Genomic DNA, 26,856 nt, shown 5'->3' on the forward strand with positions numbered 1-26,856 from the left:
GAAAAGTACATATAATTAAAAATCCAAATTAAATAGTAGAATGGTTGATTGATATTTCGATTTCTGTGTCTAAACTTACTTTTCAGAAAAAATCACACTCTAAAAGTGGGAGGTTGTATGAATGTCATCTATTTCCTCAATTACAAAGACTATTCGAACATTTGCAGAACTTTTACAAGTCGAAATTGCTTTCTTTAATTATGAAGGTGTATTAATAGCATCCACTGAAGAATATAAAGTACAAAAAAAAGATCGAGTCTATATACCATTTTTCCAAAAACAAAACAAAGAAGCTGTTAGTTTTGTAAAAGACCCCGGACATATGAAAATGTGTAAAGGTTGCCATTTCCAATCGAACTGCCCTTCAAAAGCAGAAATTCTAATTAAAATCACAAAAAATGATAACCATTATGGCTTTCTTTCCTTTGTCAGTTTTACTTCAGAGGGACAAGAAAAGTTAATAGCACAACAAGATCAATTTAAGTACTGGTTAACACAATTAAGCGATATCATTTTAACGATATTGGTTGGTTCCGGAGAATTTAAATATATAGGGAGAGATTCGAAGGAAAATATTAATTATATTATTGGGAACAATACTCAACTAAAAAAACTAAAAGAACTTCTTTCTAGAATTGCTAACAGTACATCTTCAATCGTTATTACAGGTGAAACGGGTACAGGAAAAAGCCTTTTAGCAAAGTTCATCCATGAGCAAAGTATGTTAAGAAAAGGTAAATTCATAGAAATCAATTGTGCTGGCATTCCTGAAACATTATTTGAAAGTGAATTATTCGGATATGAGGAAGGAGCATTTACTGGGGCAAACAAAAAAGGCAAGCCAGGGTATTTTGAACTTGCAGATCGAGGAACATTATTTTTAGATGAAGTTGCAGATTTGCCTGTCCATTTACAACCAAAGTTATTAAAAGTTTTACAAGATGGGATGGTTAATCGAGTAGGCGGAATCAATCCTAAAAAAGTTAATATTCGTGTGATTGCTGCCACTAATCAACCTCTTGAGGAAATGATGGAGGCTAAACAATTCCGTTCAGACTTGTATTATAGATTAAATGTCATCCCAATCCACTTACCGGCATTAAGAGAAAGAAAAGAAGACATAGAATCATTAGTCCCTATCTTAATAGATCGTCTTCAGAATCGTACAGGAAAATTCATACAGACATGCTCAGAAGGATATTTAAAAAGTTTACAGCAATACCATTGGCCAGGAAATATTCGCGAACTTGAAAATGTCATTGAGTACAGTATGAATATGGAGAGGAGTCATCAACTAACAGAATCTTCACTTCCAGATTTCTTACATCCATCACTCGTTCAAGCACCTAAGAAGCTGCTGGAACAAAATGATTTAAAAACGATGGAAAAGGATGGAATAATCCAAGCCTTCAATCGTTATGGGTTTGATTTTGAAGGTAAGAAGTTAGTTGCCGAGCAATTAGGAATAAGTGTACGCACACTATACAGAAAAATGGAGAAATTTAATATTTCTTTTCCCGTCAGATGAATTGTCGTTAAATCGAGCACTACTTACTTTATAAAGGGCAATCAACTTGAAATGGATGTATATTAGAAATTTAATCATTTATTAAATGTGGACAAAATCCGTTAATACTAAAAAATAGTTTAATATTCCCTAAGAAACAAGGAGTGACACAAATGATAAAAGAATCCTTCATATTGCTGTGCCTACCGCATTTTTTAAAGATGAATCGTTAAACGTACAAGGTACTATAGACCATATTAAATATTTATATAATAAAGGGATAAAATCCGTTCTTGTCGGTGGGTCTACTGGAGAACAACATAGTTTAAATCTCAAAGAAAAGATGGATTTGCTTAACGCTGTTTCAATAGAAGAAGAACTCATAAACAACATGGAAATATTATTTGGTGTTTCTTCTATTAGACAGCTTGAAGCTGTTGAGTTTGGGAAGGCGATAAATAAGACAAAGATTGCAGGGATTTTACTTGGATATCCACCTTATATTCTTCCGACTCAAGAAGAAGCATTGAGATATTCTGAAAAGATTATTGAACAAACTAACAAACCTACAATAATATACAATAATCCAAAAAGAACAGGATTTGATTTATCTATAAATAACATCCTTTTCTTAAGTAAGAACGATCATGTAATAGGAATAAAAGAAGCAGGTCATAAAGATAAAATAAAAAAATTGAAGGATCAAATTAAAAATGACTTTTATTATTATGCCGGTGGAGAAATAGATTTAGAAGATAAAGTGCAAATAGGGTTTAATCGATTATCATCAATTGCAGCAAATATATCTCCTGATACAATCAAAAATTGGTTTATGAAAATGTTATCTAATCAACCGATAACTGATCATGAGAAAATAGAAATATCAAGCATAATCGAACAAATTTATACAGGTTCTACTTTAGTAAATTTAAAAGAAGGTATAAATGGAAATGAAATCGACATAGGTATTTGCAGAAGTCCTTTGTGTAATATTTAATTCATTATATTTTAATTTCCTATCCTACTAAAAGAACCACTTGTAAAATTTCAGAAGCCAATATCCTTAGTACGACAAATGAGGTTATTGGCTTCTTCTTTATTTTTAGTTTAAGCTCTCAATTAGATCATGTGTTGTGAAAGGAATTAATAGGCATTTTATTTTCTACGTTTACCAGTGCAAATCCACGGTATCTAGCGCAGTTTTACTCCCAAAATATAACTTAGACGTATCTCCTATCATATATTTCCGATATAAATATAGTAGAAAAGGAAATTATTATATACATTAACTTTGAAATAGTATATTGTATAGCTAAAAAGTAAAGCGTGTAAATTATTTAATTTTCATACAAATAATACATGACATAAAATTGGAGGACTTAAAAGTGCCTAGTATTGACAAAGTAATTGAAATACAAGAAAGTATAATACAAGCCGATTCAGCATTCATATTAATCCCTGCTGAACTGTTATGGATAATAATCGGTATATATTCACTGATGGATATCATAAAAAACAAAAAAACAATTTCATCTTCCGGCTTTATAATGAGAGGGATTTTCTTTTTGTTCACACTATCATTAGTAGTACTCTCATCTATTCATATAATGAAAGCTGATTTTTCAATGAACGAAAAACAATGGAAAGGTGATTATTTAGAGCCATACATGAATGGATTACCTGAAAACAAAACATATGTACAAGATTTTACACAAATATTAGAAATACATAAAAATCACAACAAGAAAATAAAATCAATTTATTTTAATAATAACGTTAAACCTATTTGGGTTGAATTAGATGTACTAGATAAAAATAACGCTTCTAAAACAATATCTGTTCAAACTATTATTAAAAAAGAACCTATTGAAGAACCTTATTTAACATATAAATCTATAAATAAAGATATCTCAAAAGATTATACGAAAAAAGCATATTACGAAACAATTTTACACATACCTGAGGAATATAAAGTTTTAGTTCCTGTAAAATAATATATCCAGTTATACTATTTTTAATTTTTCTTCATAGGAAAGTAAGTAGTTTGAAATTTATTCACTTAGATCAAAATACTTCTATTAAAATCTCTTTTAAATGTATTTGAGGCATGTCCAATGAAATCTATATTTTATGTAAAGAAACGTTAGTATCGTATTTAACGATACTAACGTTTTTTTAACAACTTTTAATTTTTTTCAACTTTATGGAATAGCATAAAGCTAATAATTATAAAACTTAACAAGGCTTTAAAAAACCGGGTAAACCTACCTATGATTTTATAGTGAGATTGTTCAAGTTAAGTAGTTTCCTTTTTTTCATTAATAAACCCTCATACGGTCTAAATAAAAAGACAAGTAAGAATATCCCTCCCGCTGTAGTAGCCATCATGCCTGCAATTGATGCGTCAAAGAATTTTGCGAAATAATAGCCTCCAATAGCAGACAACATTCCAATTATCATACTTAAAATAATCATTCTTTTTACAGATTTACTAAGTAAATACGCCGTAGAAGCCGGTACAATTAACATCGCAACAACTAAGACAGCACCTACACTGTCAAATGCCGCAACAGTTGTAAACGATACGAGTGTCATAAATGCATAATGTAGAAAAACGAGAGGTAGGCCAATACTCATTGCAAAGATAGGATCAAATGTTGACAGTTTTATTTCTTTATAAAACCCTAAAAGAAATAGAATATTTATCAACAACACAAACATTAACATCCATACAGCTTTCGGCATTGTTAAGTTCATAAATGTCCAAGTATTCCAAGGTACAAATGCAATTTCGCCCATTAATACATGTTCTACATCTAAATGTACATTTCCAGCAAAAAGTGTAATCAGTAATACTCCTACCGCAAATAAAGTAGTAAAAACAACTCCAATTGAAGCATCCTCTTGTAATCCATTCGATTGTAGAATTTGCACTAAATAAGCCGTTATAACCCCTGCAATTCCAGCTCCTAGCATCATCCATATACCATTTAATGACTGTGTAATAATGAATGCCATGACGATACCAAATAAAACAGTATGACTAATCGCATCTGCTATCATAGCCATTTTGCGTAATATTAAAAATACACCTGTTAAACCACAAGTAATCCCAACTAATGAACCAGTTACTAAAACCCAAAACTCATTCAAGAGGCTTGCACCTCCTGTTTTAAAACCCGCTTCGCTATTTGTCGTCTTCGTTGAATTTTCACTAACAGACCTCGTTTTGGAGAAAATATATATGAAAAAATAAATAACAAAGATGCTGTAATGACAATGATTGGTCCAGTTGATAACCCTGTCTTTAAAGAACTAATTAAAGTTCCGCATGCACCTGAAAAAGCACCAAACAAAGCACTCATAATTATCATGGTGACTAATTTATCCGACCATATTCTGGCTGTAGCCGCCGGAATGATCAGCATTGCAGACATTAATATAACACCTACAGCCTGTATACCTGTAACAATTGTTAACACTGTTATTGCTGTAAGTATAAATCTAAGAAAATTTACAGGTAAGCCAATTCCTTTAGCGAATGTAGTATCAAATATGATTAATTTCCATTCTTTATAAAAAGTTAAGCAAGTCAAAATGATTATTAAAGCACTTCCTGATAACCACACTAGGTCGCTTTTTGCCATAGTTGCTGCTTTGCCAAATATAAAATCGTTTAATCCACTTTGATTGCCAGAACTACTTTGATTAACAATTGTTAGTAAAACAATACCCGCTCCGAAGAAAACTGATAATACTATTCCAATAGCAGCATCGGACTTCAATTTGGAGCGATTAATAATACCTTGAATCAAATATACTGATATAGTTGCCGTTATTATTGCACCCAGCATTAATAATGGTAAATCCTTTTGCTGAAATATCAGAAATGAAATTGCAATACCTGGAAGTGCTGCATGAGCAGCAGCATCACCTACAAGGCTTTGCTTTTGAAGAAATGCAAATGATCCGATTAATCCAGAGGCAACTCCTAATAAAGATGCACCAGCTAGAACCCACAATAAGTTACCTGATAGCATTCAATCCTCCCCTTTCAGCAAGCGCTTCATTTTGCTTTTCATTCATAAAGAATAACTTTCCTCCATACGCTTGTTGTAAATTTTCTTTTGTAAAAATTTCCTTAGTTGGTCCATAAGAAATGATTGTTTTATTCAGTAATACGGTCCAATCAAAATAATCATTTACTGTTTGTAAATCATGGTGTACAACCAGTACTGTTTTCCCTTTTGCTTTTAATTCCTTTAAAATATTAATAATTGTAAGTTCAGTTGCTGCATCAACACCTACAAATGGTTCATCCATAAAATAAATTTCAGCTTCTTGAGCAAGTGCTCGAGCTAAAAAAACGCGTTGTTGTTGCCCACCTGATAATTGACCAATTGAACGATTTGCAAATTCCCCCATACCAACACTTTTCAGACATTTCATAGCCTTTTCTCGATCTTTAGCTTTAGGTCTATTAAATAATCCTATATGACCATAACGTCCCATTAGAACGACATCTAATGCATTTGTTGGAAAATCCCAATCTACTGCATTTCGTTGTGGAACATAACCCACAAGATGATTTTTAGGATTTAAAGAATGACCTAATATCTCCACTTTCCCAGTTTTATTAGGTAGCTGATTTAAAATTGCTTTTATCAGTGTAGATTTCCCAGCACCATTCGGACCAATAATCCCAACTAATTTTCCAACAGGTACACTTAAATTAATATCACGTAAAACAAGATTGTCTTCATATGCCACTGATAAATGGCTTACTTCAATTGCATTCATATTTTCCTCCCCCTACTTCAATGAGTTTACAATTGTATCTACATTGTGTTTATACATTCCAATATAAGTTCCTTGTTCTGTTCCTTCTTTTCCCATAGCATCTGAATATAACTCCCCGCCAATTTTCACATTTTGTCCTTTTTCTTTAGCTCCATCAATTACTGCTTTCATCGCTTTATCAGACACGCTTGATTCAATAAATACAGCTTTAATATTGTTTCCGACTAAAAAGTCAACAACGTCCCTTACATCTTTTAGACCATATTCAGACTCCGTACTTAACCCTTGTAAACCACGTACTTCTATATTCAAACTACGACCAAAATAATTAAAAGCATCATGTGCTGTTACCAGTACACGCTGATCTAAAGGTATCTCATCAATTCTTTGTTTTGCATAACTCGATAGATCATCCAATTCTTCAAAGTAGATAGCTTCATTTTCACTAAACTCTTTCTTATATTCTGGATATTTTTCACTTAATGTAGCTGTAATTTGATGGACAGCAGTTTTCCAAATATCGATATCAAACCATACGTGAGGGTCATATAACTTTGCATCCATTTCATTTCCTAACAATTTCTCTTCTTCAATTGATTCACTTATTGCATTAACAGTTTTATCATTTTCTTGCATCTTCTCAAAAACATCTAGCATCTTTCCTTCAAGATGAAGGCCACTATAAAAAATCACATCCGCACTTTCTAATTTACTCAAGTCTCCTTGTGTCGCCTTATACAAATGTGGATCTACTCCAGGTCCCATCAAAGCCTTTACTTCAACACGATCTCCAGCAATAACAGATACAGCGTCTGCAATTTGGCTAATTGTTGTTACAACAACTGGTTTATCATTTTCTTTTTTCGTTGAACATCCAGCTAAAAATAAGATTGCAGCAAAAAAAATAACTAACTTTTTCATTCTCTTCTCCCCTTTTTCCCTATGTTAATTGTTTTTCCTTAAGGAAACTTTTTAGGTAAAAAAATAATTCCTTCGCACAATTGTTTTTCCTTTAGGAAACTTTATTTTAGCTTATCGACTTTTTCCATTTATGTCAACTAATTATTTGAATTATTATTTAGTACATAAATCAAGGTTGAATTGTGCTATTGTAAAATATATACAATAAAAGCCCCGAATGACTTATTTAAAAGTCATTTGGGGCTTTCTCATTATTAAAAATAATTAAGTTTATATCTAAAACCCAACCTCATACAACCGAATACCTTGTATATACTGAATCTTTTTAGCACTCATTCTCACTTTATGGATGTAAACAATATTATTTGTTCGTTTAATCAACTTAGTCTTTCTCGTTTTACTATCATATTTTTTCAAGCCTTCTTTATCTGTAAAAATAATACTGTGAGAAGAATAGTCGATATACTGATTGCCTTCATAAATATTAATATTAGGATATTTAATACTTTTTCCTGTATTCGTGTTTAAATAATAGTACCTACCATCTCTACCACTATAATAAATGAGAACATCATTTATCGTAACACCGAAACTTCTTGCCTCAAAACCAATAGAGTTATATAAGTAATCAATCGATTTATATTTTTTTATATTTTCTCCATCTTGTTGCATCGAATACAAACTACCTTTTTTCGTATAATATATCCTTCCCGACTTTATCCAAAAACTATCTACCAATCTCTTCAGAGTCTTTTTCTTTTTTGATTTCAGATCAAATACATTTAAATCATATTCCTTCATGGACTGTTTATTATAAGTAACGTAAAACAGTTTAGAGCCCTCTATTTTATAAGGTGTGACAGTATTCGATGGGATATAATCTTTGATCACACGTTTTTTATTTTCGTTAGCTGTCATTTCATATAATTTTAGAGCATATCCTTCTGCTGGTCCATATATACTTTCAGTTCGATAGACAGGCGAAGTGAGGTAGAGTTTAGACCCTACTTTTTGCAGTTTATATATCGAACGATCAAAATCAGGAATTAGGTCACCAGATTTCGTCGATAATTTATACTGAGCTGTCATATCCTTTAATCCGAGAGATTTCTTCACCTTTTTATTAGTATTATAACGAGTAAACTTAACAACCATTTTTGCTTTGGCATTAGGTTTTGCATAATACATCCCTTTGGAAACATTTTCACTATCATTTGAAATGTAATATTCATTTGTAGATGCCATAATTTCTACTGGTGTAAGAAATGCAATGGTTGCTATAAATAATAAGAAACTAAGCATGCCCTTCTTCAAAAAATCTCTCCCCTCCCTAAAACAAATATCTATTGACTTTTGCTTGAAATTATTAGATTTATTAAATTACGATAGTATACCTTCATTCTCAATGCTAAATTCGTCATTTTTAATACGCCTCTAACCTTAATAGATATGATTAACATTAAATAAAAATAACTATTATTTATCTTTCAAATATTTCAACTGTTCAGTTATGTCAAATAGAGTTTTGTGATTTATAATAGAAAAAAGGATTGTTTACTTTTGATTGGCATTTCCTAATATCAAATTACTTTATTATTATCATAAGCTGTAATAGCTTAAGGAGAGGAGATCACATATTATGTCAACTAACTTAGCAGCTCTATTTCCTTCTATCAATCTACTAACCGAATGTCCCGTTAATACTGAAGAAAATATTCATATATTCCATAACCAATTCAACAATACTTGGATGACCGTCGACAGAAAAGAATTAACAGCTCGTGATTATGCTCTGTTAACTTCACTTTTTAAAGAGATACAACCCACTCCATTTAGTAATGATTCCATCTCAGAAAAATGGATTCAATTTTTATTACAAAGTGGTTCTTCTCCTTTAAAAGAGGATTGTGATATCCGTATTATCCAACTTCATTTTAAAGCTGACGACATCTTAAAGTCCGACTTGAATCAAGCTGTTCAAGCTTATTTTAATGATGCTATGCAACTTGTTTTTATTTCGACACATGATGCCGTCCTTATTGAACAGAAAGCTTCATATATACATACTTTTGATGACTTCTCTTCTTTTGTCGTTGCACTTGAAAGTGATTTTTTCTTAAAGGTCAAGATGTATATTGGAAAATTCTATTCGACAGCTACACCCTTTTCTAGTCATTTTATAAAAGAAAAAGAATGGTTTAAAAAAGGTCTTATAAGAAATCATTCTGAACAAATTTATACGATGGAAAAGACTTTCCCTATTAGTTTAATTGAACAAATGTCTGACGAAATGAAACAGATGATCCGCAAAGAAGTATTAGAGCCAATTGAATTTGATATGGAGTTACTGCAAACAGTTCAACTCTTTTTTGAAAATGGATTTAATGCTTCTGTTACTGCTAAAGAATTACATGTGCATAGAAATACGCTTCAATATCGCCTTACAAAGTTCCAAGATATTACTGGTATTTCTGTACGGTATTTTGACGGTGCTCTTGTTTCATATTGTGCGAGTTTGATAGCTAGTGAAGAAGAAGACAAAGCGCACAATTAATACGTCAGAAAATTGTGCACATTATACATATGATGTTTCGCCTATGATTGTTAAACTTTAATATATAAAGCGATATTAAAGGGGTGCTTAATATGGAGAAAATGGTTCTTGAAGATATTTTTAAAGTTTACGATGACGGAAGTACAGCAGTTTCTAATTTCAATTTGCGTGTGCAAGATGAAGAGTTTATCGTTCTTGTAGGTCCTTCTGGATGTGGGAAATCGACAACACTACGTATGATTGCAGGACTTGAAGAGATTTCTGAAGGGGAATTTAGCATTGATGGTAAATCTATGAATAATGTCCCTCCAAAAGAACGGGATATCGCAATGGTGTTCCAAAACTATGCACTTTATCCTCACATGACTGTATATGACAATATGGCGTTCGGATTAAAGCTAAGAAAATTCTCTAAAACGGAGATTGAAAAACGTGTGAAAAATGCAGCGAGTATTCTTGATCTTGAGCCTTATTTAGATCGTAAACCTAAAGCATTATCAGGTGGACAACGACAACGTGTTGCACTTGGTCGCGCAATTGTTCGTGATGCAAAAGTATTTTTAATGGATGAGCCTTTATCAAACTTAGATGCAAAATTGCGTGTTCAAATGCGTGCTGAAATTGCAAAATTACATAAACGTTTGAAAACGACAACAATCTATGTAACTCATGATCAAACTGAAGCGATGACTATGGCTTCACGTCTTGTTGTTATGAAAGACGGTCTAATTCAACAAATCGGAACACCAAAAGATGTTTATGAAAATCCCGAAAACGTATTTGTAGGCGGCTTTATTGGATCACCTGCAATGAACTTTTTTGAAGGTACAATCGATAGTGGTTACTTCAAAGCTGGAAGTGTATTGTTGAAAATCCCTCATGAAAAACTAGCAATCTTAAATAGTCAAGGCTATAACGGTAAAGAAATTATTCTTGGTGTTAGACCTGAGCATATTTCTGAAGATCCATTAGTACTGGCTCAACATACAGAGTCAACAGTTGAGGCAAATATTGAAGTATCTGAATTAACAGGAGCCGAATTAATGGTCTATTCTGCACTAGATGGTCAACAATATATTGCTCGATTATCTTCTGATTCACTTATCCAACCTGGACAAAAAATTAAGCTTGCATTCGATATTTCAAAAAGTCATTTCTTTGATAAAGAAAGTAAGAGTCGCATTAGATAACAAAAACCCCCACCTAGTAATCTGGATGGGGGTTAATTTTTTATCTTTTTTCTTCTATTATTGTTGAGGCAACACCACGTAATACAGCTTCGTCCTTATATATGCTTGCTTCAATACGCTCTTCTTTGCCTTTTAGTAATGGATGGCTAAGATACTTTCCGACCTCATTCTTAACTGCCTTGATCAGTTCAGGATGATGATTGAAAACACCACCTCCAAGAACGATACAGTGCGGATCTAAAAAAACCATAATATGATGTACTTCTTTAGCTAACGAAGTAACTGCCTCGTTTATGATAGAAACGGTTGCATCGTCACCTTGATAATATAATTCCATCATTTCATGTAATTTTAATGTAGTATTATTAAAATGCTTTCGTCCTTTTGATTCCAATGCAGGACCAGAAACTAGAGGTTCAAGCGTTGTCTCTGGATTGTCTGTGAGACTAAACCCAATTTCTCCTGCCATGCCTGCTCCTCGTAAAAACTCTCCTTGATGAATCGAACAACAAGAAATGCCCGTACTCAGCGTCACATAAACCATGGACTCTTTAGAATATCCTCGGTTCGTATACTCTCCCCAAGTAGCCATATACACATCATTGTCTATTTTAATCTTAGTTTCTGGAAACTCAATAGCTAGTCTATCTGATAGTGGAAAATCTCTCCATGGTAGATTATTTTGAAAAACTGCGATGCCTTTTTCTGAGTCTACAATCCCGGGAATTCCCAATGCAATCCCCATCACATCATCCATGTAAACACATGAATTCACTAGTAGATTCTTAAAAGAATCTACTAGTGAATGGAATAGTTTTTCACCGTCTTGTTTTTCACTTTGTATTACGCTCTCTTCCACAATGGTACCATCTTTGCGAAATAAAGCTGTTGCTAGTTTAGTTCCTCCAACATCGGCTGCTAAAATGTATTCCATTCTCATTCACCATCCAATTACGACAATTTAACAACTTGAGTAAGGTTACGAGGCTTATCTGGATTATATCCAAGATGAATCGCACGTTGATACGCAAGTAATTGCAGATATGGGACATAAATTCCATGTCTATTTAAATCGCTAATTTCATCCGTCAAATTTATAATATGGTCCGCTTCAAAGCCTTCAGGTGTTGGCCCAATAGTAAGAACACGGCCACCAAGTTTTTGAATATCTTTAACTAATGCTTGATCATAATCAGCTGTTTCTAGTTGAGTCATCAAGATAACAACTGTAGTTTCGTCTACAATTGAAATCGGACCGTGTCTAAATTCTAAATTAGAATAGCTTTCACATTCTGTTTGCGTCATCTCTTTTAATTTTAGTGTTGCCTCTTTCGCTATACCGTTATATGAACCAGATCCTAAGAAGATAATACGAGTTTTATTAAGATCCTCAGCAACAACTTTTATTAAGTCTTCTTTTGTTAACGCGTCTGCAACCAATTGTGGCACTTGTTTTAACTCATTTAAATTGTGAGTCGAATTTACTTGTGTTGCTGCAAATACTTGTAGGCCATACAACATATTTGAGAATGATTGTGTCATTACAACGCTCTTTTCAGAAATATGATCAAGAGCGATTACATTATCTGCTGCAGTTGCCATCGGTGTATCACCGTTACATGTAATTGCCATAGTGCTAAGGTTAGCATGGCCTTTTAAATGATCCAATGCGATAAGTATTTCAGAAGTAGTTCCTGATCTTGAAATTGCAACAATAAGATACTTTTTACCTGGTACTATACATGAAGAAGTATGAAGGAATAATTCAGATGCAGGAATTGCTGAAGCAAATACTCCTGTAACTGTTTGGAAATACTTAGCTGCTGAAGCTGCTATGTAATAGGATGTTCCGCATCCTGTAAATAAGACTTGATCTACATTTCCGATTTCAAGATTTAAATTCTCTACAATCTCAAGAGTCTTTTGAAGTTGTTCGCCTTGACCAGTTATCTCTTTATAAGTATACATATTTCTTTTCCCCTATCTATAATTTTATGATTGTAATTTGCCCCATCAATTCTTCAACTTGTTGCGAATCAATGAAACCAATTTTGCTATACATTGCGTTGACTGAACCACATGCTAATGCTCTTTTATAAGCTTCTAAAGGTTCTTCACCATTAGCTAATCCATATAACAAACCACCTACAAAAGCATCTCCACTACCTACTGTGTTAACAACCTCTACTTTCGGTGCATCTGCTTTGAAATAACCATCTTTATTGACAAAAATCGCACCTTTTTCTCCTAAACTAAAGCAGACATGCTCAACTCCATCGTCTACAAAACGTTTTCCTACATCAAGTAGATCAGTTTCATTTACTGTTGCTTTGCCGAGAATTGTAGCAATTTCAAATTCATTCGGTTTAATCGCAAAAGGTTTTGCTTTAATGCCATTTCGTAAAGCATCTCCACTTGAATCAAGAATCGCTTTTGCTCCGTTTGCATTAATAATATCAATAAGTTCAGTATAAGCCGTTGTTGGTAAACCTTTCGGCAAACTGCCAGATAGTGCAAACCAGTTCACACTTTTAGATTGTTCATCTATCCAATTGAGCATTGCTTGCCATTCTTGCTTTGTAATCTCTGGACCACTCTCTAGTAATTCTGTTACTTTACTTTTCTTTGAATCTAGCACAGTTAAGCAGACACGGCTTTCACCCTCTACTTGAATCAACTCACTTGGAATACTTTTCTTCAAAAGTAACTGACGAATTCTCTCACCATTAATACCACCTGCAAACCCACCGACAGTAACGTCTGCTCCAGAACGCTTGAGAACTTTTGCAACATTAATCCCTTTACCGCCCGCTTCTTGAATTATGGTTGAAACTCGATTCGTACCTCCAACAGCTAATGAATCAACTTCATAGACTTGATCGATTGCTGCATTTAACGTGATCGTTGTTATCATTTTTGTAAAGTAACAATCTTTGTTTTTACTAATTCAATAAGCGCTTCACGTGCAGGCATGAAATATTTGCGTGGGTCGTTTTCATTTGGATTTTCTTTAAAAAATGCTCGAACTTCTTCTGCGAACATGTCTTTTAATTCCGTTGAGAAGTTCACTTTTGCAACACCATAATCTAATGCCTTTCTTAGACTAGCATCCGGTACACCCGATGCTCCGTGCATAACTAAAGGGATATTTGTTAATTTTTGAATTTCTTCTAGTAAATCAAATTGTAACTTAGGCTCTTTTTTATAATTTCCGTGTGCCGTTCCAAAAGCAGGGGCAAATGAATAGATTCCTGTTTCTCGTACAAATCGTTCAGCAATTACCGGATCAGTGAAAAATGCTTTAGACTCTTCAAGTTCAAGATCATCTTCTACACCACCAATTGTTCCTAGTTCCGCTTCTACTGGTACATTGATAGCATTTGCTGCATCCGTTACTTTTCGAACAAGCGCAATATTTTCTTCTAATGGTAGTCTTGAACCATCGATCATAATAGATGTATAACCTGCGCGTAAACATTCCATCACAACATCATATGATTCACCATGGTCCAAATGTAGTGCTACTGGTACTTTTGCTTGTTCGGCAGCTGCTTTTGCCATTGCAATCATATATGGCATTTCTACATATTTATATGTGCTTGCAGTAGTTTGCAGAATAACTGGTGAACCTGTTGCTTCAGCGCCCGCAATTACTGCTTTAATAATTTCTAAATTGTGCGCACCGAATGCACCGATTGCATAATGATTATCGTAAGCGTCTTTTAACATTTCTTTCGTTGTAACTAATGACATAATTTCTTCCTCCTAATAGATGGGTTGTTGGGTTAACTTTAGTTATTTAAAAACTCATAGAAAATTCTATGAGTATTAATGAAGCTCAGTGTAAAATCTACAACGATCACCACGTACAATTGAAATACAAAATTCTACAGGGCAATTATTCGTGTCAAAGGCTGTTCTTTCCAATAGTAAAGCAGGTTTTCCGACTTCTGTCTCTAAAAGTACACTTTCTTCCTCTCGAATTAGAACCGGTTCAAAAGCCTCTTTCGCTCGAACAACTACCACGTTATATCGTTCAGCTAATAAATCATAAAGAGAAAACGTTCCAACTTCATGCAAAACGGACATATCTTGAATAACCGATTTTGGCAAAAATGATGATTCAAGAATAATAGGTTCGTCTTCTGCACAGCGTAATCGTTTTATTTCAACGACCATTTCACCTTCTGGAAGCTGTAGTCCTTGCCTAACAGTTGCTGATGGCTTGACTTCCTTCACTTCAAGCACATGATCTTTTGGATGTAGACCTTGTTCTTGTAAAACTCGACTAAAACTATAAAAACCACCTAGTGACTGTTCAAATTTAGGTTTCGAAACAAAAGTCCCTTTTCCTTGTACTCGATACAATGTACCTTCTTGAACTAATTCTTCAATCGCTTTTTTCGCTGTGTTTCTACTTACTTGAAACAATTCCATTAAACGATTTTCAGAATCTATTTTATCACCCGGCTTCCATTCACCTCCTCTAATGCGCGCATCTAAACGTTGCTTTAGTTGATGATATAATGGAATAATACTTTTTTGATCTAACGGTTTCATACGTTACTCATCCTCTTCTTACTTCTTCATAATTTCAATATATCATCATTTCACAAAGATTGACATTATTTGAATGCATCTTTTTGTTGAAAAGCAACTAATCCTCTACAAATTGTCAATTCGACTGCACCATTCTCCCCTAGAACTACGATGTCAGCATCTTTTCCAGCTTGAATAGATCCTTTAATATCGTATATACCTAGACGCTTAGCTTGATTAGCCGATGTGACTTGTAGTTGTTCGTGAATAGTAAGTCCTAGCCATTTTATTAGATTCAATCGTGCATTATTCATCGTGACGATACTACCTGCTAGTGATCCCGTAGAAGTTAAAATGCATTTACCAGCATTAACCGTCACCTTTTGACCACCTAGATCATAAACCCCATCGGACATTCCTTTAGCACGAATTCCATCGGTTATTACGAGCATCCTTTCAAGCCCTTTCATCTTTACAACCATTTTCAATAAGTCTGGATGAAAATGAATGCCATCAGGAATGACTTCAACAAAAATATCATCATTTAAAAGTGCACTTCCTACGACACCCGGATCACGATGATGCAATCCTCTCATTCCATTAAAAAGATGCGTAGCATGTTCAACTCCATGATTTATAGCTTGCAAACACTCATCGTAAGAACCATCTGTATGACCCATTGATGGAATAACACCGTTACTTTTAAGTTCCTTTAGCAATTCAAAATGGTTATCTAATTCAGGAGCAAATGTTAAAACTTTAATATTATCTCCAGATAGCGTTTGCCATTCTTTAAATAAACTCACTTTAGGTACTAGAATAGCATCTTCAGGTTGAGCCCCTTTTTGTTCCTTATTAATAAATGGTCCTTCAACATGAATACCTAACATCTCCGCCACACCCGAAAGATTATTCTCTTTCATATAGCTTGCTAGATTTTTAATAACCTCATTTATATGTAATATCGGATTTGTCATCGTTGTTGCAAGAAAAGAAGTTGTACCCTCTTTTGCAAGTGCATAGGCGATTTCTTCAAAAGATTCTTTAGTCGAATCCATAAAATCATATCCGGCAGCACCATGTATATGCATATCGATCATACCTGGAATAACATATTGTTTTCCGGTACAATCAAACACTTGGTCCACATCACTATTTTTCGGACATTCTTCCATCTTACCAACAGACTCAATCTTTTCCCCTTTTATATAAACAAATCCATTTGGAACAATTGTTTTTTCAAGTACAACTGTTGCGTTAATTAATATTATATTTTTCATGATAAAGTACCTTCTTCAAATTGCTGTTTATTATTTTTATCTTCTTTCTGTATAGAACCATCCGATTCGCCTTTTAATTTAAAAATTTGGGATGACATCCATGTGAGAAATAGTATCGTTACACTTATTCCAAAAAACGGAAGTAAACCTGGTATGAATAAGAAAATTCGACACAAAACATAGAGACCGATAATAGAACCAAGCATTTGGAGTGGAAATGAGATACTTAATAGAAGAGATGTCGAAAAATAACGAGAGAATGGTAGGTCGTAATGCGCAAACACTTGGAATATATTCATTACCATTACAGCATACAAAATCGTAATCATGACAATCAACGTCAACATTAAAATACTATAACTACCACTCATATTTAAAACAATTTTCAAATTGATTATTAAAAAATAACCAATACCAATTAAAATAACACCAATCTTATTTGAGTTAATAAACTCTTCTTTATATATTTTCCAATAATTTTTGATAAGTGTTTTTAAATCATCCTGACCATGTAATCTTTTTCTCATTATCGAAAATAGTCCAACAGTAGCTGGTGATACACCAAAAATAATTAGACCTAGTAAAGTTAATCCAATCCACATTAGTTGCAGCACAGCCAACATCGTCACAAATTCTACAAACCAATAGAGCTTCCCTTTCCATCCGTTCATGTTCAATTATACTACCTCCCTTAAAGGGTAAAACTCATACAAGGAGGTCCTTGTATGAGCAATTTTAAATTTACTTTTCACCTTTAGTGCGATCGTATGCTCCTTGAGCAGTTTTAAGATAATCTTGTAATTGCATTTTATCAAGAGTCTTCTTGTAGTCTTCCCACTTGCTGAAGTCTTGTTTACCTGTTATAAAGCCTGCAGCCATTTCATCAACATATGTCTGAATATCTGTCAAGATTGCACTAACTTTATCACTTTCTTCAAGTGTATAGTTCAGTCCTGGCAGAATATCTTCATCTTTAATACGATATGGGCGAACTTGCTCAGCGTTTTTAATTGTATTTTCTTTTGCTTCAGCACCTTGGAAGTATTTCTGTTTTACAATCCCAGGGTAATATCCACCTGGCCAAGTTAAAAATTCACTGATCGCTTGGTCCATATTTTTACCGTCTGGATTATCTGTAATTTCTGGTAGATATTTGAAGTTACCATCTTTATCTTCTTCATAAGTTACACCTTCGAAGCCCATGAAGAACATTTTCGTACCTTCATCACCGTAAAGGTAATCAATCCAGCGGACTAATGCTTCTGGATTTTTCGCCTTATCAGTTAAAACAAACATACCAAGGTTTCCAAGTCCATTTGTAACTGCGTTATAAGCACGTTCTCCTGAAGGACCCTCTAAAACTGGTATACCTACATAACCATCAAGTTTCAACAATTCTTTAGGGTCAACTTCATTTAACATACCATAATTACCTTTAGATGCTTCAGCAGAAAATGTTTGAGGTTCTGTAGTGAAAACATCTTTGTTAATTAAGCCTTCTGTATAAAGCTTGTTCAAGAATGTAAGTAATTCTTTATATTCATCCGTTGACGGAACAAAACGGAATTCTTCAGTTCCTTCTTTAAAGTCGAGGTTAATATTCATCGTTCCTTGTTTATTTAAGCCATACGTTCCACGTAAATAATTAATGAATTCAAGAATACCATATCCACCACCCCAAGCTTGTTCATCCGCTTTACCATTGCCATTAGGATCATTTTCCTTGAATGCTTTCAATACTTTATATAATTCATCCGTTGTTTCTGGCGCTTTTAAGTTTAATTTATCTAACCACTCTTGGTTAATCCAAGGTGTCCCAGCACGAAGCGATTCAAATTTCGGGTCATAGATTGTAGGGAAGCCGTAAATATTGCCATCTGCCATTGTAACGCCTTGTTTCACTGATGGATATTCATCCATAATTTTCTTGAAATTTGGTGCATATTCATCAATATAGTCATTTAATGGTAGAAACACTCCTTGCTGTCCGTATTTAACCAAATCTGTTTTAGGAAAAGCTGATGCAAAGAATAATTCTGGGTAATCTCCTGCTGCAAGCATTAAGTTTCTTTTCTCAGCTAAAGCCTCAGTTTGTACTGTTTTCCAGTTCACTTCAATATTTGACTTTTTCGCATACTCATCCCAAAGCATCAATTTGTTCCAATCTTGTGATGCAAAGAATTTTGCTCCAAAACCATCTACTTCGATTTTTTCTTTAGCAATAGGCATACCTGTTTTATTAACATTATCTACATTCTCGCTTTTTCCAGTTGTTCCTTCATCACTAGAGCATGCTCCTAAAATACTAGATGTTAATAATAGACTTGTCACAATACCAGCAAAATACCTCTTCTTCAATACAATCTCCCCCTCGTATATCTGTTTTCTTTGTTACCCCTTAAGTGATCCAATCATAACCCCTTTTACAAAATATCGTTGTAAAAACGGATAAAGCATAAGCATTGGCAAGTTTGCCACAATCAGTACTGCATATTTCAACCCTTCAACACTTAGTTGTTGAGCTAAAAAGCTTTCAGAAGTTGCTTTAATCATGTCATCAGTTTGACCTTGAATCAGTATTTGTCGAAGAATCAATTGAAGTGGGAACTTATCTTGATCTTGCAAATAGATTAATGCTTGGAAGTATGAATTCCAATGGCCTACTGAATAGAAAAGTACCATTACAGCTATTACAGGGAACGATAAAGGAAGTACAATACTCCAAAGAATTTTGAAATTCCCTGCACCATCAATCATTGCCGACTCCTCTAACTCATGAGGAATAGACTGGAAGAACGTACGCATTATGATAATATTCCAGACTGCAACAGCATTCGGAATGACCATAACCCAAAACGTATTTAACATTCCTAAATCACGAATAAGTAAATATGTCGGGATAAGCCCCCCACTAAAGAACATTGTGAAAACGATAAATGCCATGATGAATCCGCGTCCCTTTAAATCTCTACGTGACAACGGATATGCCGCTAAAATGGTCATGATAACATTCAGGATAGTACCAAATACTGTATATTTCAACGTGTTCACAAAACCATTAATAATATCCTCGTTCTTGAATACCTTTTCATATGCATCTAATGTAAATTCTTTAGGCCATAACCACAGCTCACCTGATAAAACATACTGTGGGTTACTAAGAGATGCACTGAGAACAAAAACCAATGGATAGATTACTAGTAAAGCGACAATTGCAAGAAATACAATGTTGAATATATTAAACGCGCGATCTGTTTTCGTTTCTCTCAATTTAGTCACCCCTTACCATAGACTTGTCTCATTCACTTTTTTCGCAATTTGATTTACCATGATGAGCATGATGAAGTTAATGAGCGAGTTGAACAGTCCAACTGCAGCTGAGAAACTATATTGAGCTTCCAAGATACCGCTTCGGTATACGAAAGTTGAGATAACATCAGACGTCGACATATTTAAATCATTTTGCATAAGATATACTTTTTCAAATCCTACTGCCATAACTGATCCTGCATTCAAAATGAATAGAATAACAATTGTAGGCATAATTGCTGGAATGTTGATATGAATAATTCTTTGGAACTTAGAAGCACCATCAATCATTGCTGCTTCGTGTTGAGCGGGATCCACCGCAGCGAGTGCTGCAATATAAATAATTGAGCTCCAACCCATTGTTTGCCATACATCAGAGAATACAAACAGCGTTTTAAACCAACCAGGCTCTGTTATAAAATCAATTGAATTGCCTCCAAATAACATAATCACTTGATTGACAAGTCCATCTGATTTCAAGAACAAGAGTAGCATCCCAACGACAACAACTGTTGATAGGAAATGCGGTGCATAAATTACTGTTTGAACAAATTTCTTATATCGTAAGCTTTTCACTTCATTTAGCATAAGAGCTAGAATGATAGGAACTGGGAATGAAACTAAAAGTGTGAATAGTCCAATTCCTACAGTGTTTTTAATAAGTCTCCAGAAATAATAACTATCAAAGAATCTCTCAAAGTGTTTAAATCCTACCCAAGGACTCCCCGTAATCCCTTTCGTCGCGATAAAATCTTTAAATGCGATCTGTAGACCATAAAGAGGAAAGTAATGAAATACAAGAAAGTATAAAATAACAGGTGTAAGTAATAGATAAAGCTCCCAGTTTTTCTTGAATGATTTTTTCCATTCAATTCGAGCGTTTTTCTTCACTTTAGGTCTATTTTTTAACGGCTTCTTTATTTCACTTTTCTTTATTTCATCTACATAACCTACACCTTCATCCAGTTTAGTCATGGTCACACCCCTTTTCTTACAAACATATTAACTGTGTACGATAGTAGATTCTTGAGAAATGTTGACTACTTTACCACCTGAACGGATAGATTCAGTAGCTGCACATCCAACTGCTACGCTCATTCTTCCAGCAAATGGAGTTGTAAGTGGTTGTTTATTGCGTAAGATTAATTCAACAAAATCTTGTGCAATTTTCGGATCTGCTCCGCCATGACTTCCTTCTTCAGGTTTCATTTCGTATGTGACATTACTAAACTCTTTCACTGTGTTAGTTTTACGTGTTTTTAGGTAAATTTTGTCGTTTACATCATCGTTCTCTATACGACCTTCTGTACCGATGAACGTATAGTTACGGTTATAATCTGGTGTAAAGTGACATTGCAGATATGATGCCTTAATGCCGCCCTCAAGTTCCATAATAAGCATATTGTTGTCTTCAACATCAATTTCTTCTCGGAATGCACATTCCGTAAATGTATGTGGAACGTACTCAGGACATGTATTCTTTAAATCACACTCTGGACATGTTAAATTGTTTGGCTTGTCCCCTCCGTAATAATCAAGTGAGCCAAATGCCGAAACTTTTGTCGCGTACTTTCCTGAAATCCAATGGATAACGTCCAGATCATGTGAACCTTTTTGTAATAGTAGAGAAGTTGTATTCTTTGAATTCCCGTGCCAATCGTGGTAATAGAAATAACCACCAAATCCTACGAAGTGACGAACCCAAATCGTTTTCAATTCGCCGATAGCACCAGAATCAATAATATCTTTCATAGTTTGGTACATACTCATATAACGCATGTTGAAACCAACCATTAAATGCTTCCCTGATTTTTCCCAAGCTTCAATAATTCGGTCACAACCTTCGACCGTAATAGCAAGTGGTTTTTCAGAATACACATGTTTTCCAGCTTCAAGAGCCGCAATTACATGTTCTTCATGTAAATAATCTGGAGACAATACTGCGATTGCATCGATATCATCACGAGTCAATAATTCTTTGTAGTCTTTTGTTAAAAATAACGGTGAGCCGATTTTTTCTTGAAACTTGTCTAATCGTTCTTGGGATAGATCAGCGAGTGCAACAACTTCTGATTCACCTTCTGGTTTGTGCCAGTATTGAGCAAGTCCACCTCGTAAACCTGCACCAATGACACCAATTCTTACTTTTTTCATTTTTACACCTCATCTATTTTTTAATTATTTAAATAACGGGGGAATATTTCCTGATTTCCGGAAAACGTTTTCCCAAAGAGTTTTAAAAATTAATTGACGATTTGTTATGTAGACTGGCGAACTAATAATTCGAATGGTAATAAGGTTTTTAACGCCATATTCGGATTATCTTCTATTTGACTCATTAACGTTTTTGCTGCAATTACACCCATTTCATATTGTGGAACCGATATAGTAGATAACGCAGGAACAATGTATTGTGCCATTTCGTTATTATCAATTCCTATGAATGCAATATCACCTGGAATATTAAGTTCAAGTTCATGTGCAGCCCTCATTGCTGCTATTGCAAGTAAATCACCTGCACAAAAAATCGCGGTAGGACGGTTATTTATTGTCTCACTTAATATTTTTTTTGCTGCCAGATAACTTTGTTCCATGCACCAATCAGAATTAATGATCCAGTGCTTTTCAATTGCTAATTCAAAATCATTCATTGCCTTTTTAAATCCTTTGAAACGTTTTTCTTTCGTCATTTCAATTCCAATTCCACCGCCGATGAAACCAATTTTTTCATGACCTCTTTTAATTAAATGTTCAACAGCTTGATACGCAGCTTCTTCCCTATCATAATCCACAGTAGAAATTGCATGATCACTATAGTTAAAGTCCACTCCAACGACTGGAATCAAATCCTTAATTTCAGTGAGTTTTTCTTCGTCAACCTCATCAATTAGTAATACACCATCTACTTCTTTTTCTCGGATTATTTGATGAAAAAGTACATCATCTTCTAAATCTTCATTGCTTATTAACAATAAAGTGTAGCCCGCGTCATTTAATGTTTCATTAATGCCTGAATAAATTTTAGAAAAGTACGGGTTAGTCTCCGCTAAACGCGGACTTGCGAGCCAAGCAATCCTCTTTGTACGTTTCTTCTCTTGAGCTGAAGATGATACGAGTTGTCTTGCATATTCATTTGGAATATAACCTAGCTCTTTAACTGCCTTCCATATTTTCTTCTTCGTATCAGGGTTCACATTCCGTGACGGATCATTTTTTATAACGCGTGAAACTGTTGTAATTGAAACACCAACATGTTCTGCTATTTCTTTTAACCTAACCATTCTATGTACCTCATTCCCTTGCAACCGTTTTCAATTCCTATTATTATACAATATATTTTATAGTAGTATAGGGAATTTTTTACGCATGCCTATATTAGGTCAACAGGTTGTAGGTACAAGTTAAATTAAAGAAATATCAATACCTTTTTTATATTCTGAAAATTGGTACTAAATACAATATATAATCCGAAATATTAATTGTCAATATATTTTTTTATTTACTTTATTAACATAATTTATCATTAAACCACTGTTTAAATGTTGAGTTTATTTAATGTTAATACAATATTATTCTAGAGCTATCAGCGTATTCATGCATATTAACAATACTTATTTTTCGTTTACCAAAACCATTAAAAAGACTGTTAAAAATTATATCTTGTACGTAATCATTTTTTCGTTTACCAAAACCATTAAAAAGACTGTTAAAAATTATATCTTGTACGTAATCATTATTGGGATTTCATGAGAATTGTAGATCGTATTTATCGATTTTAGTTTGTAAAATATATTCTTTTTATTAAATACGACGATTTAATTTAGAACAGTAAGTCTTTATATTAAGGTTAGTTTTTTTAAACATTTCTATATATTAAAAGAGCATTCTCCTGTAATAGAAATGCCCTTTAATATTTCATATTCTTATTCTCTTTTGACGAAAATTCTTTTATTATAAATCCTTTTCGTTATATTTATATACGCAAATTCTATAAGAAATATAAAACAGTAATAGTGCAATTACTGGTACAGTCAGAAAAACAAAAATGGATGGAACAGTTTCAGCTACAATTAGTAATAATAACAATGGTAATACAGAAGCACTAATTATCAATAGCACAATAATTAATATCCACTGTGCAAATTGAGTGCTTTTATTTATAACAACAGGCAGATAAAAAACAAATATAAATATAAACACACCATAACTTACTGAAGTTGCTGATATTAATAAAAATAGTGACAGCTCTTTTTCCATTAGATTGAGCAGAAACGCAATGCAAAATGTACTGATATGCGTAATTGTATTAATCCAAAAGGACATTACATAGCGAGATTTCACATACAGTTCTCTTGTAATTGGTAAAATGTTAGCGAATTGCTGCCAATTTGCTTTCTCATCAATTGCAAATGTATTTACTATAAAAAATAGCCCCATTAAAGGAGCACCAAATAATGATATTGCAAATGGCCCTTCACTGATTAATGCTATAGAAATTATTAATGTAAAAGATGCTACTATAAACCACCAATGAATCCTATTTATATACCAATCTCTCTGAAGTAATCCCCTCATTGGTACCCCCTAAAATTCCTTTTTCACATAAATTTGTACTGATAGTAGATAAGAAATAACCATAATTAATAACCCACCAATTGGCGCAAAATAGATAAAGGTTTCAATCGTTTTCATCGATGGTATCGTCCAATTAAAATAATCATCTACTAAAGGGTATACAAAAGTTGGAAGCAAGAAAATGGCGACTAAAATAATCCGCCCCATATTTGGTCCTAATTTAATAAACACAGGTAACACGATTGAAAATAGGATTAAACATAATGTCAAGATCCCTAAAAGGATAAAACTCGCTGCCTTTTTATCGTTGAGTATTGAGTCCCCTCCAATAAAAAGTAGAGGTAGAGAGAAAACTAAGCCTATTCCTGTCAATATCAATGCTAAAACATATTTACTTAATATATGCTGGTGCATTTTCACTGGCATCGTGTTTGCAAATCTTCCCCAATTTGACATGTCATCGTAAGTGAAGGCAGTCATTACTTGCATCATAATGAAGACGATAAAAGTACTGAAAAAAGCTACATTTTGAAACGAATAACTTACGATTAACATTAAACAAAACAAGCCAAGCATTACTTTCATTTGCTTTTGTATGACCATCAAATCTTTTTGAATCAATGCCATCATTTTAGAGCCCCCCCTTTCACTGTAAATAACATAACCTCTTCAATTGTCGGTTTCTCAAGAGAGAAGATAGTATTTACTTCAGATCTCTTCACCAGCGCTTCGACACTATAGGCATTTCGACGAATACCTTTAATAGCGGTTGGTGGTATCGCTTTAAGCTCCTGATCATCTCCTCGGAAAATGGCATACTCTTCAAGTAAATAGTCCTTCTCTTCACTGAACTGAATTTTACCTTCATGGATAAATGTAATATAGTCTGCAATTTTCTCTAAGTCTGTAGTGATATGTGATGAAAATAAAATACTATGAGACTTATCTTGCATAAAGTCCTGGAAAAGTTCTAATATCTCATCACGTACAATCGGATCCAAACCGCTTGTAGGTTCATCTAATATTAAAAGTTTTGGATGATGCGCTAATGCTACGGCAATGGATAGCTTCATACGCATCCCGCGTGACAGCTCTTTCATTGTTTTCTTTAGCGGTACATGGAATTTTTCTAGTAGTCCAAAATAGTAACTGACATCCCAATTTTTATATAGTTTCTTCATAAAGTGATTTATCTTAGTTGGGTTTAACGGTTCCGGAAATAAAATATCATCAAAGACTACACCGATTTCTTCTTTTATTTCAATTTCGGCTTCCTCTAATTTTTTTCCGAATAACCGTATTTCTCCTGTATCGTTTTGCAATAAATTTAAGATACATTTAATAGTAGTTGTCTTACCTGCCCCATTCTCACCGATGAAACCCATAATGACACCTCTAGGTAATGTTAGTGAAACATCCTCGATTTGAAATTCTTTATATTTCTTCGATAGGCCTTTTACTTCAATGCTATTCATGAATATTCTCCTCCCCCAAGAAATTTAGGATCTCTATTAAATCTTGACGATCGATTCCTGCTGTTTTTGCAAGATCTAACGCTTTTTGCAAGTGCGACTCAATTTCTCGTTGATATTCTTCTAACATAAACTGACGATTACGTTCTGCTACAAAAGAACCTTTCCCTGGTACTGTTTCAATAAATCCGTCCTTCTCCAAATCGGAATATGCACGTTTCGTCGTCATGACACTAATCTTCAAATCCTTTGCTAACATTCTGATGGAAGGCAATGCTTCCCCTGACTTTAAATCCCCTTTTACCATCGCATTTTTCAATTGCAACGTAATTTGTTCATAAATCGGCTTGTCACTTGCATTACTTATGATTATTTTCATGGTCACACCGCCCTGATTTCCTAACTGTATATACACAGTATATACGGATGACAATTCATTGTCTATCATTGTGTAATAAAAACCCTATAACCATTGAGTTTTTCATTTATCTACTTCAACGTGATTCATTGTCTTATGATGAATTGGGGGACATTCGGGGACTATTTTGGGGACCTATCTTGTAACACAATAAAACTATACGTCGGCAGGTGTTTTACATAATACATTAACTATATATATAGAAGAAACTCAATTAATTACGAATTAGTCATTCTATTTAAATGAAATATAAAAAGGACTATTTATCACTCTTTTCATCTTTATTGACGC

The 26,856-nt window shown here is 33.8% G+C and carries 26 protein-coding genes; 5 read left to right on the plus strand and 21 right to left on the minus strand.

Annotated features, from left to right (window positions below):
* Positions 1-121: 121 nt before the first annotated feature.
* From MHH98_RS11985 to MHH98_RS11995, 3 genes are all read left to right on the plus strand, one after another.
* On the plus strand, positions 122-1,528 hold the full coding sequence (locus MHH98_RS11985; protein ID WP_051448614.1) for a sigma-54 interaction domain-containing protein: 1,407 nt from the start codon (positions 122-124) through the stop codon (positions 1,526-1,528).
* Between the two features lie 178 nt (positions 1,529-1,706).
* Positions 1,707-2,504, plus strand: coding sequence for a dihydrodipicolinate synthase family protein (locus MHH98_RS11990; protein ID WP_235175688.1), 798 nt, complete (start codon positions 1,707-1,709; stop codon positions 2,502-2,504).
* Between the two features lie 388 nt (positions 2,505-2,892).
* Entirely contained in the window at positions 2,893-3,501 is a 609-nt protein-coding gene (locus tag MHH98_RS11995) for a hypothetical protein (RefSeq protein ID WP_038181374.1), read from the plus strand.
* A 274-nt stretch (positions 3,502-3,775) separates the two neighbouring features.
* Here MHH98_RS11995 and MHH98_RS12000 read toward each other — a convergent pair whose 3' ends face one another.
* The 5 genes from MHH98_RS12000 to MHH98_RS12020 all read right to left on the minus strand — a co-directional run bounded on the left by MHH98_RS12000 (position 3,776) and on the right by MHH98_RS12020 (position 8,542).
* On the minus strand, positions 3,776-4,660 hold the full coding sequence (locus tag MHH98_RS12000) for a metal ABC transporter permease (protein ID WP_076034925.1): 885 nt from the start codon (positions 4,658-4,660) through the stop codon (positions 3,776-3,778).
* The gene (locus MHH98_RS12005; protein WP_340712934.1) at positions 4,657-5,547 is read right to left on the minus strand and encodes a metal ABC transporter permease; all 891 of its coding nucleotides are present in this window, start codon (positions 5,545-5,547) and stop codon (positions 4,657-4,659) included. Before MHH98_RS12005 ends, MHH98_RS12000 begins: the two co-directional genes overlap by 4 nt.
* A complete protein-coding gene (locus MHH98_RS12010; RefSeq protein ID WP_076034923.1) occupies positions 5,534-6,307 on the minus strand; it encodes a metal ABC transporter ATP-binding protein in 774 nt (257 codons plus the stop codon). The genes MHH98_RS12005 and MHH98_RS12010 overlap by 14 nt, the downstream gene beginning before the upstream one ends.
* A 12-nt stretch (positions 6,308-6,319) precedes the next feature.
* Entirely contained in the window at positions 6,320-7,228 is a 909-nt protein-coding gene (locus MHH98_RS12015; RefSeq protein WP_038181365.1) for a metal ABC transporter solute-binding protein, Zn/Mn family, read from the minus strand.
* A gap of 276 nt (positions 7,229-7,504) precedes the next feature.
* Complete coding sequence (locus MHH98_RS12020; protein ID WP_340712935.1) at positions 7,505-8,542, minus strand: hypothetical protein; 1,038 nt, start codon at positions 8,540-8,542, stop codon at positions 7,505-7,507.
* Positions 8,543-8,867: 325 nt separating this feature from the next.
* Between MHH98_RS12020 and MHH98_RS12025 the strand changes: the two genes are divergently transcribed.
* Positions 8,868-9,782, plus strand: a complete 915-nt coding sequence (locus MHH98_RS12025) for a PucR family transcriptional regulator (protein ID WP_038181358.1) — start codon at positions 8,868-8,870, stop codon at positions 9,780-9,782.
* A 92-nt stretch (positions 9,783-9,874) separates the two neighbouring features.
* Positions 9,875-10,972, plus strand: a complete 1,098-nt coding sequence (locus tag MHH98_RS12030) for an ABC transporter ATP-binding protein (protein WP_340712936.1) — start codon at positions 9,875-9,877, stop codon at positions 10,970-10,972.
* Positions 10,973-11,012: 40 nt separating this feature from the next.
* Here the strand turns inward: MHH98_RS12030 and MHH98_RS12035 are convergent, their stop codons facing one another.
* The 16 genes from MHH98_RS12035 to MHH98_RS12110 form a co-directional block, all read right to left on the minus strand.
* Positions 11,013-11,906 carry an ROK family protein gene (locus MHH98_RS12035; RefSeq protein ID WP_340712937.1) on the minus strand — a complete coding sequence of 298 codons (894 nt, stop codon included), beginning with the start codon at positions 11,904-11,906 and terminating at the stop codon, positions 11,013-11,015.
* A 17-nt stretch (positions 11,907-11,923) separates the two neighbouring features.
* Positions 11,924-12,940 (minus strand): SIS domain-containing protein, encoded by a 1,017-nt coding sequence (locus tag MHH98_RS12040; protein ID WP_340712939.1) that lies wholly within the window; start codon positions 12,938-12,940, stop codon positions 11,924-11,926.
* Between the two features lie 16 nt (positions 12,941-12,956).
* The gene (pfkB, locus tag MHH98_RS12045) at positions 12,957-13,886 is read right to left on the minus strand and encodes a 1-phosphofructokinase (protein WP_076065071.1); all 930 of its coding nucleotides are present in this window, start codon (positions 13,884-13,886) and stop codon (positions 12,957-12,959) included.
* A complete protein-coding gene (locus tag MHH98_RS12050; protein ID WP_038181347.1) occupies positions 13,883-14,725 on the minus strand; it encodes a class II fructose-bisphosphate aldolase in 843 nt (280 codons plus the stop codon). Before MHH98_RS12050 ends, pfkB begins: the two co-directional genes overlap by 4 nt.
* A 75-nt stretch (positions 14,726-14,800) precedes the next feature.
* On the minus strand, positions 14,801-15,532 hold the full coding sequence (locus MHH98_RS12055) for a GntR family transcriptional regulator (RefSeq protein ID WP_340712941.1): 732 nt from the start codon (positions 15,530-15,532) through the stop codon (positions 14,801-14,803).
* Positions 15,533-15,597: 65 nt separating this feature from the next.
* Entirely contained in the window at positions 15,598-16,791 is a 1,194-nt protein-coding gene (gene nagA / locus MHH98_RS12060; RefSeq protein WP_340712943.1) for an N-acetylglucosamine-6-phosphate deacetylase, read from the minus strand.
* Positions 16,788-17,462, minus strand: coding sequence for a YesL family protein (locus tag MHH98_RS12065; protein ID WP_340713540.1), 675 nt, complete (start codon positions 17,460-17,462; stop codon positions 16,788-16,790). Before MHH98_RS12065 ends, nagA begins: the two co-directional genes overlap by 4 nt.
* Before the next feature lie 70 nt (positions 17,463-17,532).
* The gene (locus MHH98_RS12070; RefSeq protein ID WP_076065072.1) at positions 17,533-19,149 is read right to left on the minus strand and encodes an extracellular solute-binding protein; all 1,617 of its coding nucleotides are present in this window, start codon (positions 19,147-19,149) and stop codon (positions 17,533-17,535) included.
* Between the two features lie 33 nt (positions 19,150-19,182).
* Positions 19,183-20,061 (minus strand): carbohydrate ABC transporter permease, encoded by an 879-nt coding sequence (locus MHH98_RS12075; RefSeq protein ID WP_038181336.1) that lies wholly within the window; start codon positions 20,059-20,061, stop codon positions 19,183-19,185.
* A 12-nt stretch (positions 20,062-20,073) separates the two neighbouring features.
* Entirely contained in the window at positions 20,074-21,075 is a 1,002-nt protein-coding gene (locus tag MHH98_RS12080; RefSeq protein ID WP_038181333.1) for an ABC transporter permease, read from the minus strand.
* 27 nt (positions 21,076-21,102) lie between these two features.
* Positions 21,103-22,254, minus strand: a complete 1,152-nt coding sequence (locus MHH98_RS12085; protein WP_340712946.1) for a Gfo/Idh/MocA family protein — start codon at positions 22,252-22,254, stop codon at positions 21,103-21,105.
* A gap of 104 nt (positions 22,255-22,358) precedes the next feature.
* Positions 22,359-23,381, minus strand: coding sequence for a LacI family DNA-binding transcriptional regulator (locus tag MHH98_RS12090; protein WP_038181329.1), 1,023 nt, complete (start codon positions 23,379-23,381; stop codon positions 22,359-22,361).
* 670 nt (positions 23,382-24,051) lie between these two features.
* Positions 24,052-24,675 carry an ABC-2 transporter permease gene (locus tag MHH98_RS12095; protein WP_038181326.1) on the minus strand — a complete coding sequence of 208 codons (624 nt, stop codon included), beginning with the start codon at positions 24,673-24,675 and terminating at the stop codon, positions 24,052-24,054.
* A 9-nt stretch (positions 24,676-24,684) separates the two neighbouring features.
* A complete protein-coding gene (locus tag MHH98_RS12100) occupies positions 24,685-25,305 on the minus strand; it encodes an ABC-2 transporter permease (protein WP_340712948.1) in 621 nt (206 codons plus the stop codon).
* Positions 25,302-26,150 (minus strand): ABC transporter ATP-binding protein, encoded by an 849-nt coding sequence (locus MHH98_RS12105; protein ID WP_340712950.1) that lies wholly within the window; start codon positions 26,148-26,150, stop codon positions 25,302-25,304. The genes MHH98_RS12100 and MHH98_RS12105 overlap by 4 nt, the downstream gene beginning before the upstream one ends.
* Positions 26,143-26,526, minus strand: coding sequence for a GntR family transcriptional regulator (locus MHH98_RS12110; RefSeq protein ID WP_038181317.1), 384 nt, complete (start codon positions 26,524-26,526; stop codon positions 26,143-26,145). The genes MHH98_RS12105 and MHH98_RS12110 overlap by 8 nt, the downstream gene beginning before the upstream one ends.
* Positions 26,527-26,856 lie beyond the last annotated feature (330 nt).

The sequence above is a fragment of the Viridibacillus sp. FSL H8-0110 genome (genome assembly GCF_038003565.1).
Classification (GTDB): Bacteria; Bacillota; Bacilli; order Bacillales_A; family Planococcaceae; genus Viridibacillus; species Viridibacillus arenosi.

Bases quoted from the DNA above. Each gene is read 5' to 3' on its own strand.
- MHH98_RS12025 (WP_038181358.1), top strand. From the start codon at position 8,868: ATGTCAACTAACTTAGCAGCTCTATTTCCTTCTATCAATCTACTAACC.
- MHH98_RS12040 (WP_340712939.1), bottom strand. From the start codon at position 12,940: ATGTATACTTATAAAGAGATAACTGGTCAAGGCGAACAACTTCAAAAG.
- MHH98_RS12005 (WP_340712934.1), bottom strand. From the start codon at position 5,547: ATGCTATCAGGTAACTTATTGTGGGTTCTAGCTGGTGCATCTTTATTA.
- MHH98_RS12105 (WP_340712950.1), bottom strand. From the start codon at position 26,150: ATGAATAGCATTGAAGTAAAAGGCCTATCGAAGAAATATAAAGAATTT.
- MHH98_RS12015 (WP_038181365.1), bottom strand. From the start codon at position 7,228: ATGAAAAAGTTAGTTATTTTTTTTGCTGCAATCTTATTTTTAGCTGGA.
- MHH98_RS12090 (WP_038181329.1), bottom strand. From the start codon at position 23,381: ATGGTTAGGTTAAAAGAAATAGCAGAACATGTTGGTGTTTCAATTACA.
- MHH98_RS12065 (WP_340713540.1), bottom strand. From the start codon at position 17,462: ATGAACGGATGGAAAGGGAAGCTCTATTGGTTTGTAGAATTTGTGACG.
- MHH98_RS12085 (WP_340712946.1), bottom strand. From the start codon at position 22,254: ATGAAAAAAGTAAGAATTGGTGTCATTGGTGCAGGTTTACGAGGTGGA.
- MHH98_RS12055 (WP_340712941.1), bottom strand. From the start codon at position 15,532: ATGAAACCGTTAGATCAAAAAAGTATTATTCCATTATATCATCAACTA.
- MHH98_RS12030 (WP_340712936.1), top strand. From the start codon at position 9,875: ATGGAGAAAATGGTTCTTGAAGATATTTTTAAAGTTTACGATGACGGA.
- MHH98_RS12010 (WP_076034923.1), bottom strand. From the start codon at position 6,307: ATGAATGCAATTGAAGTAAGCCATTTATCAGTGGCATATGAAGACAAT.
- nagA (WP_340712943.1), bottom strand. From the start codon at position 16,791: ATGAAAAATATAATATTAATTAACGCAACAGTTGTACTTGAAAAAACA.
- pfkB (WP_076065071.1), bottom strand. From the start codon at position 13,886: ATGATAACAACGATCACGTTAAATGCAGCAATCGATCAAGTCTATGAA.
- MHH98_RS12100 (WP_340712948.1), bottom strand. From the start codon at position 25,305: ATGATGGCATTGATTCAAAAAGATTTGATGGTCATACAAAAGCAAATG.
- MHH98_RS12035 (WP_340712937.1), bottom strand. From the start codon at position 11,906: ATGGAATACATTTTAGCAGCCGATGTTGGAGGAACTAAACTAGCAACA.
- MHH98_RS12080 (WP_038181333.1), bottom strand. From the start codon at position 21,075: ATGACTAAACTGGATGAAGGTGTAGGTTATGTAGATGAAATAAAGAAA.
- MHH98_RS12110 (WP_038181317.1), bottom strand. From the start codon at position 26,526: ATGAAAATAATCATAAGTAATGCAAGTGACAAGCCGATTTATGAACAA.
- MHH98_RS12095 (WP_038181326.1), bottom strand. From the start codon at position 24,675: ATGAGGGGATTACTTCAGAGAGATTGGTATATAAATAGGATTCATTGG.
- MHH98_RS12050 (WP_038181347.1), bottom strand. From the start codon at position 14,725: ATGTCATTAGTTACAACGAAAGAAATGTTAAAAGACGCTTACGATAAT.
- MHH98_RS11985 (WP_051448614.1), top strand. From the start codon at position 122: ATGTCATCTATTTCCTCAATTACAAAGACTATTCGAACATTTGCAGAA.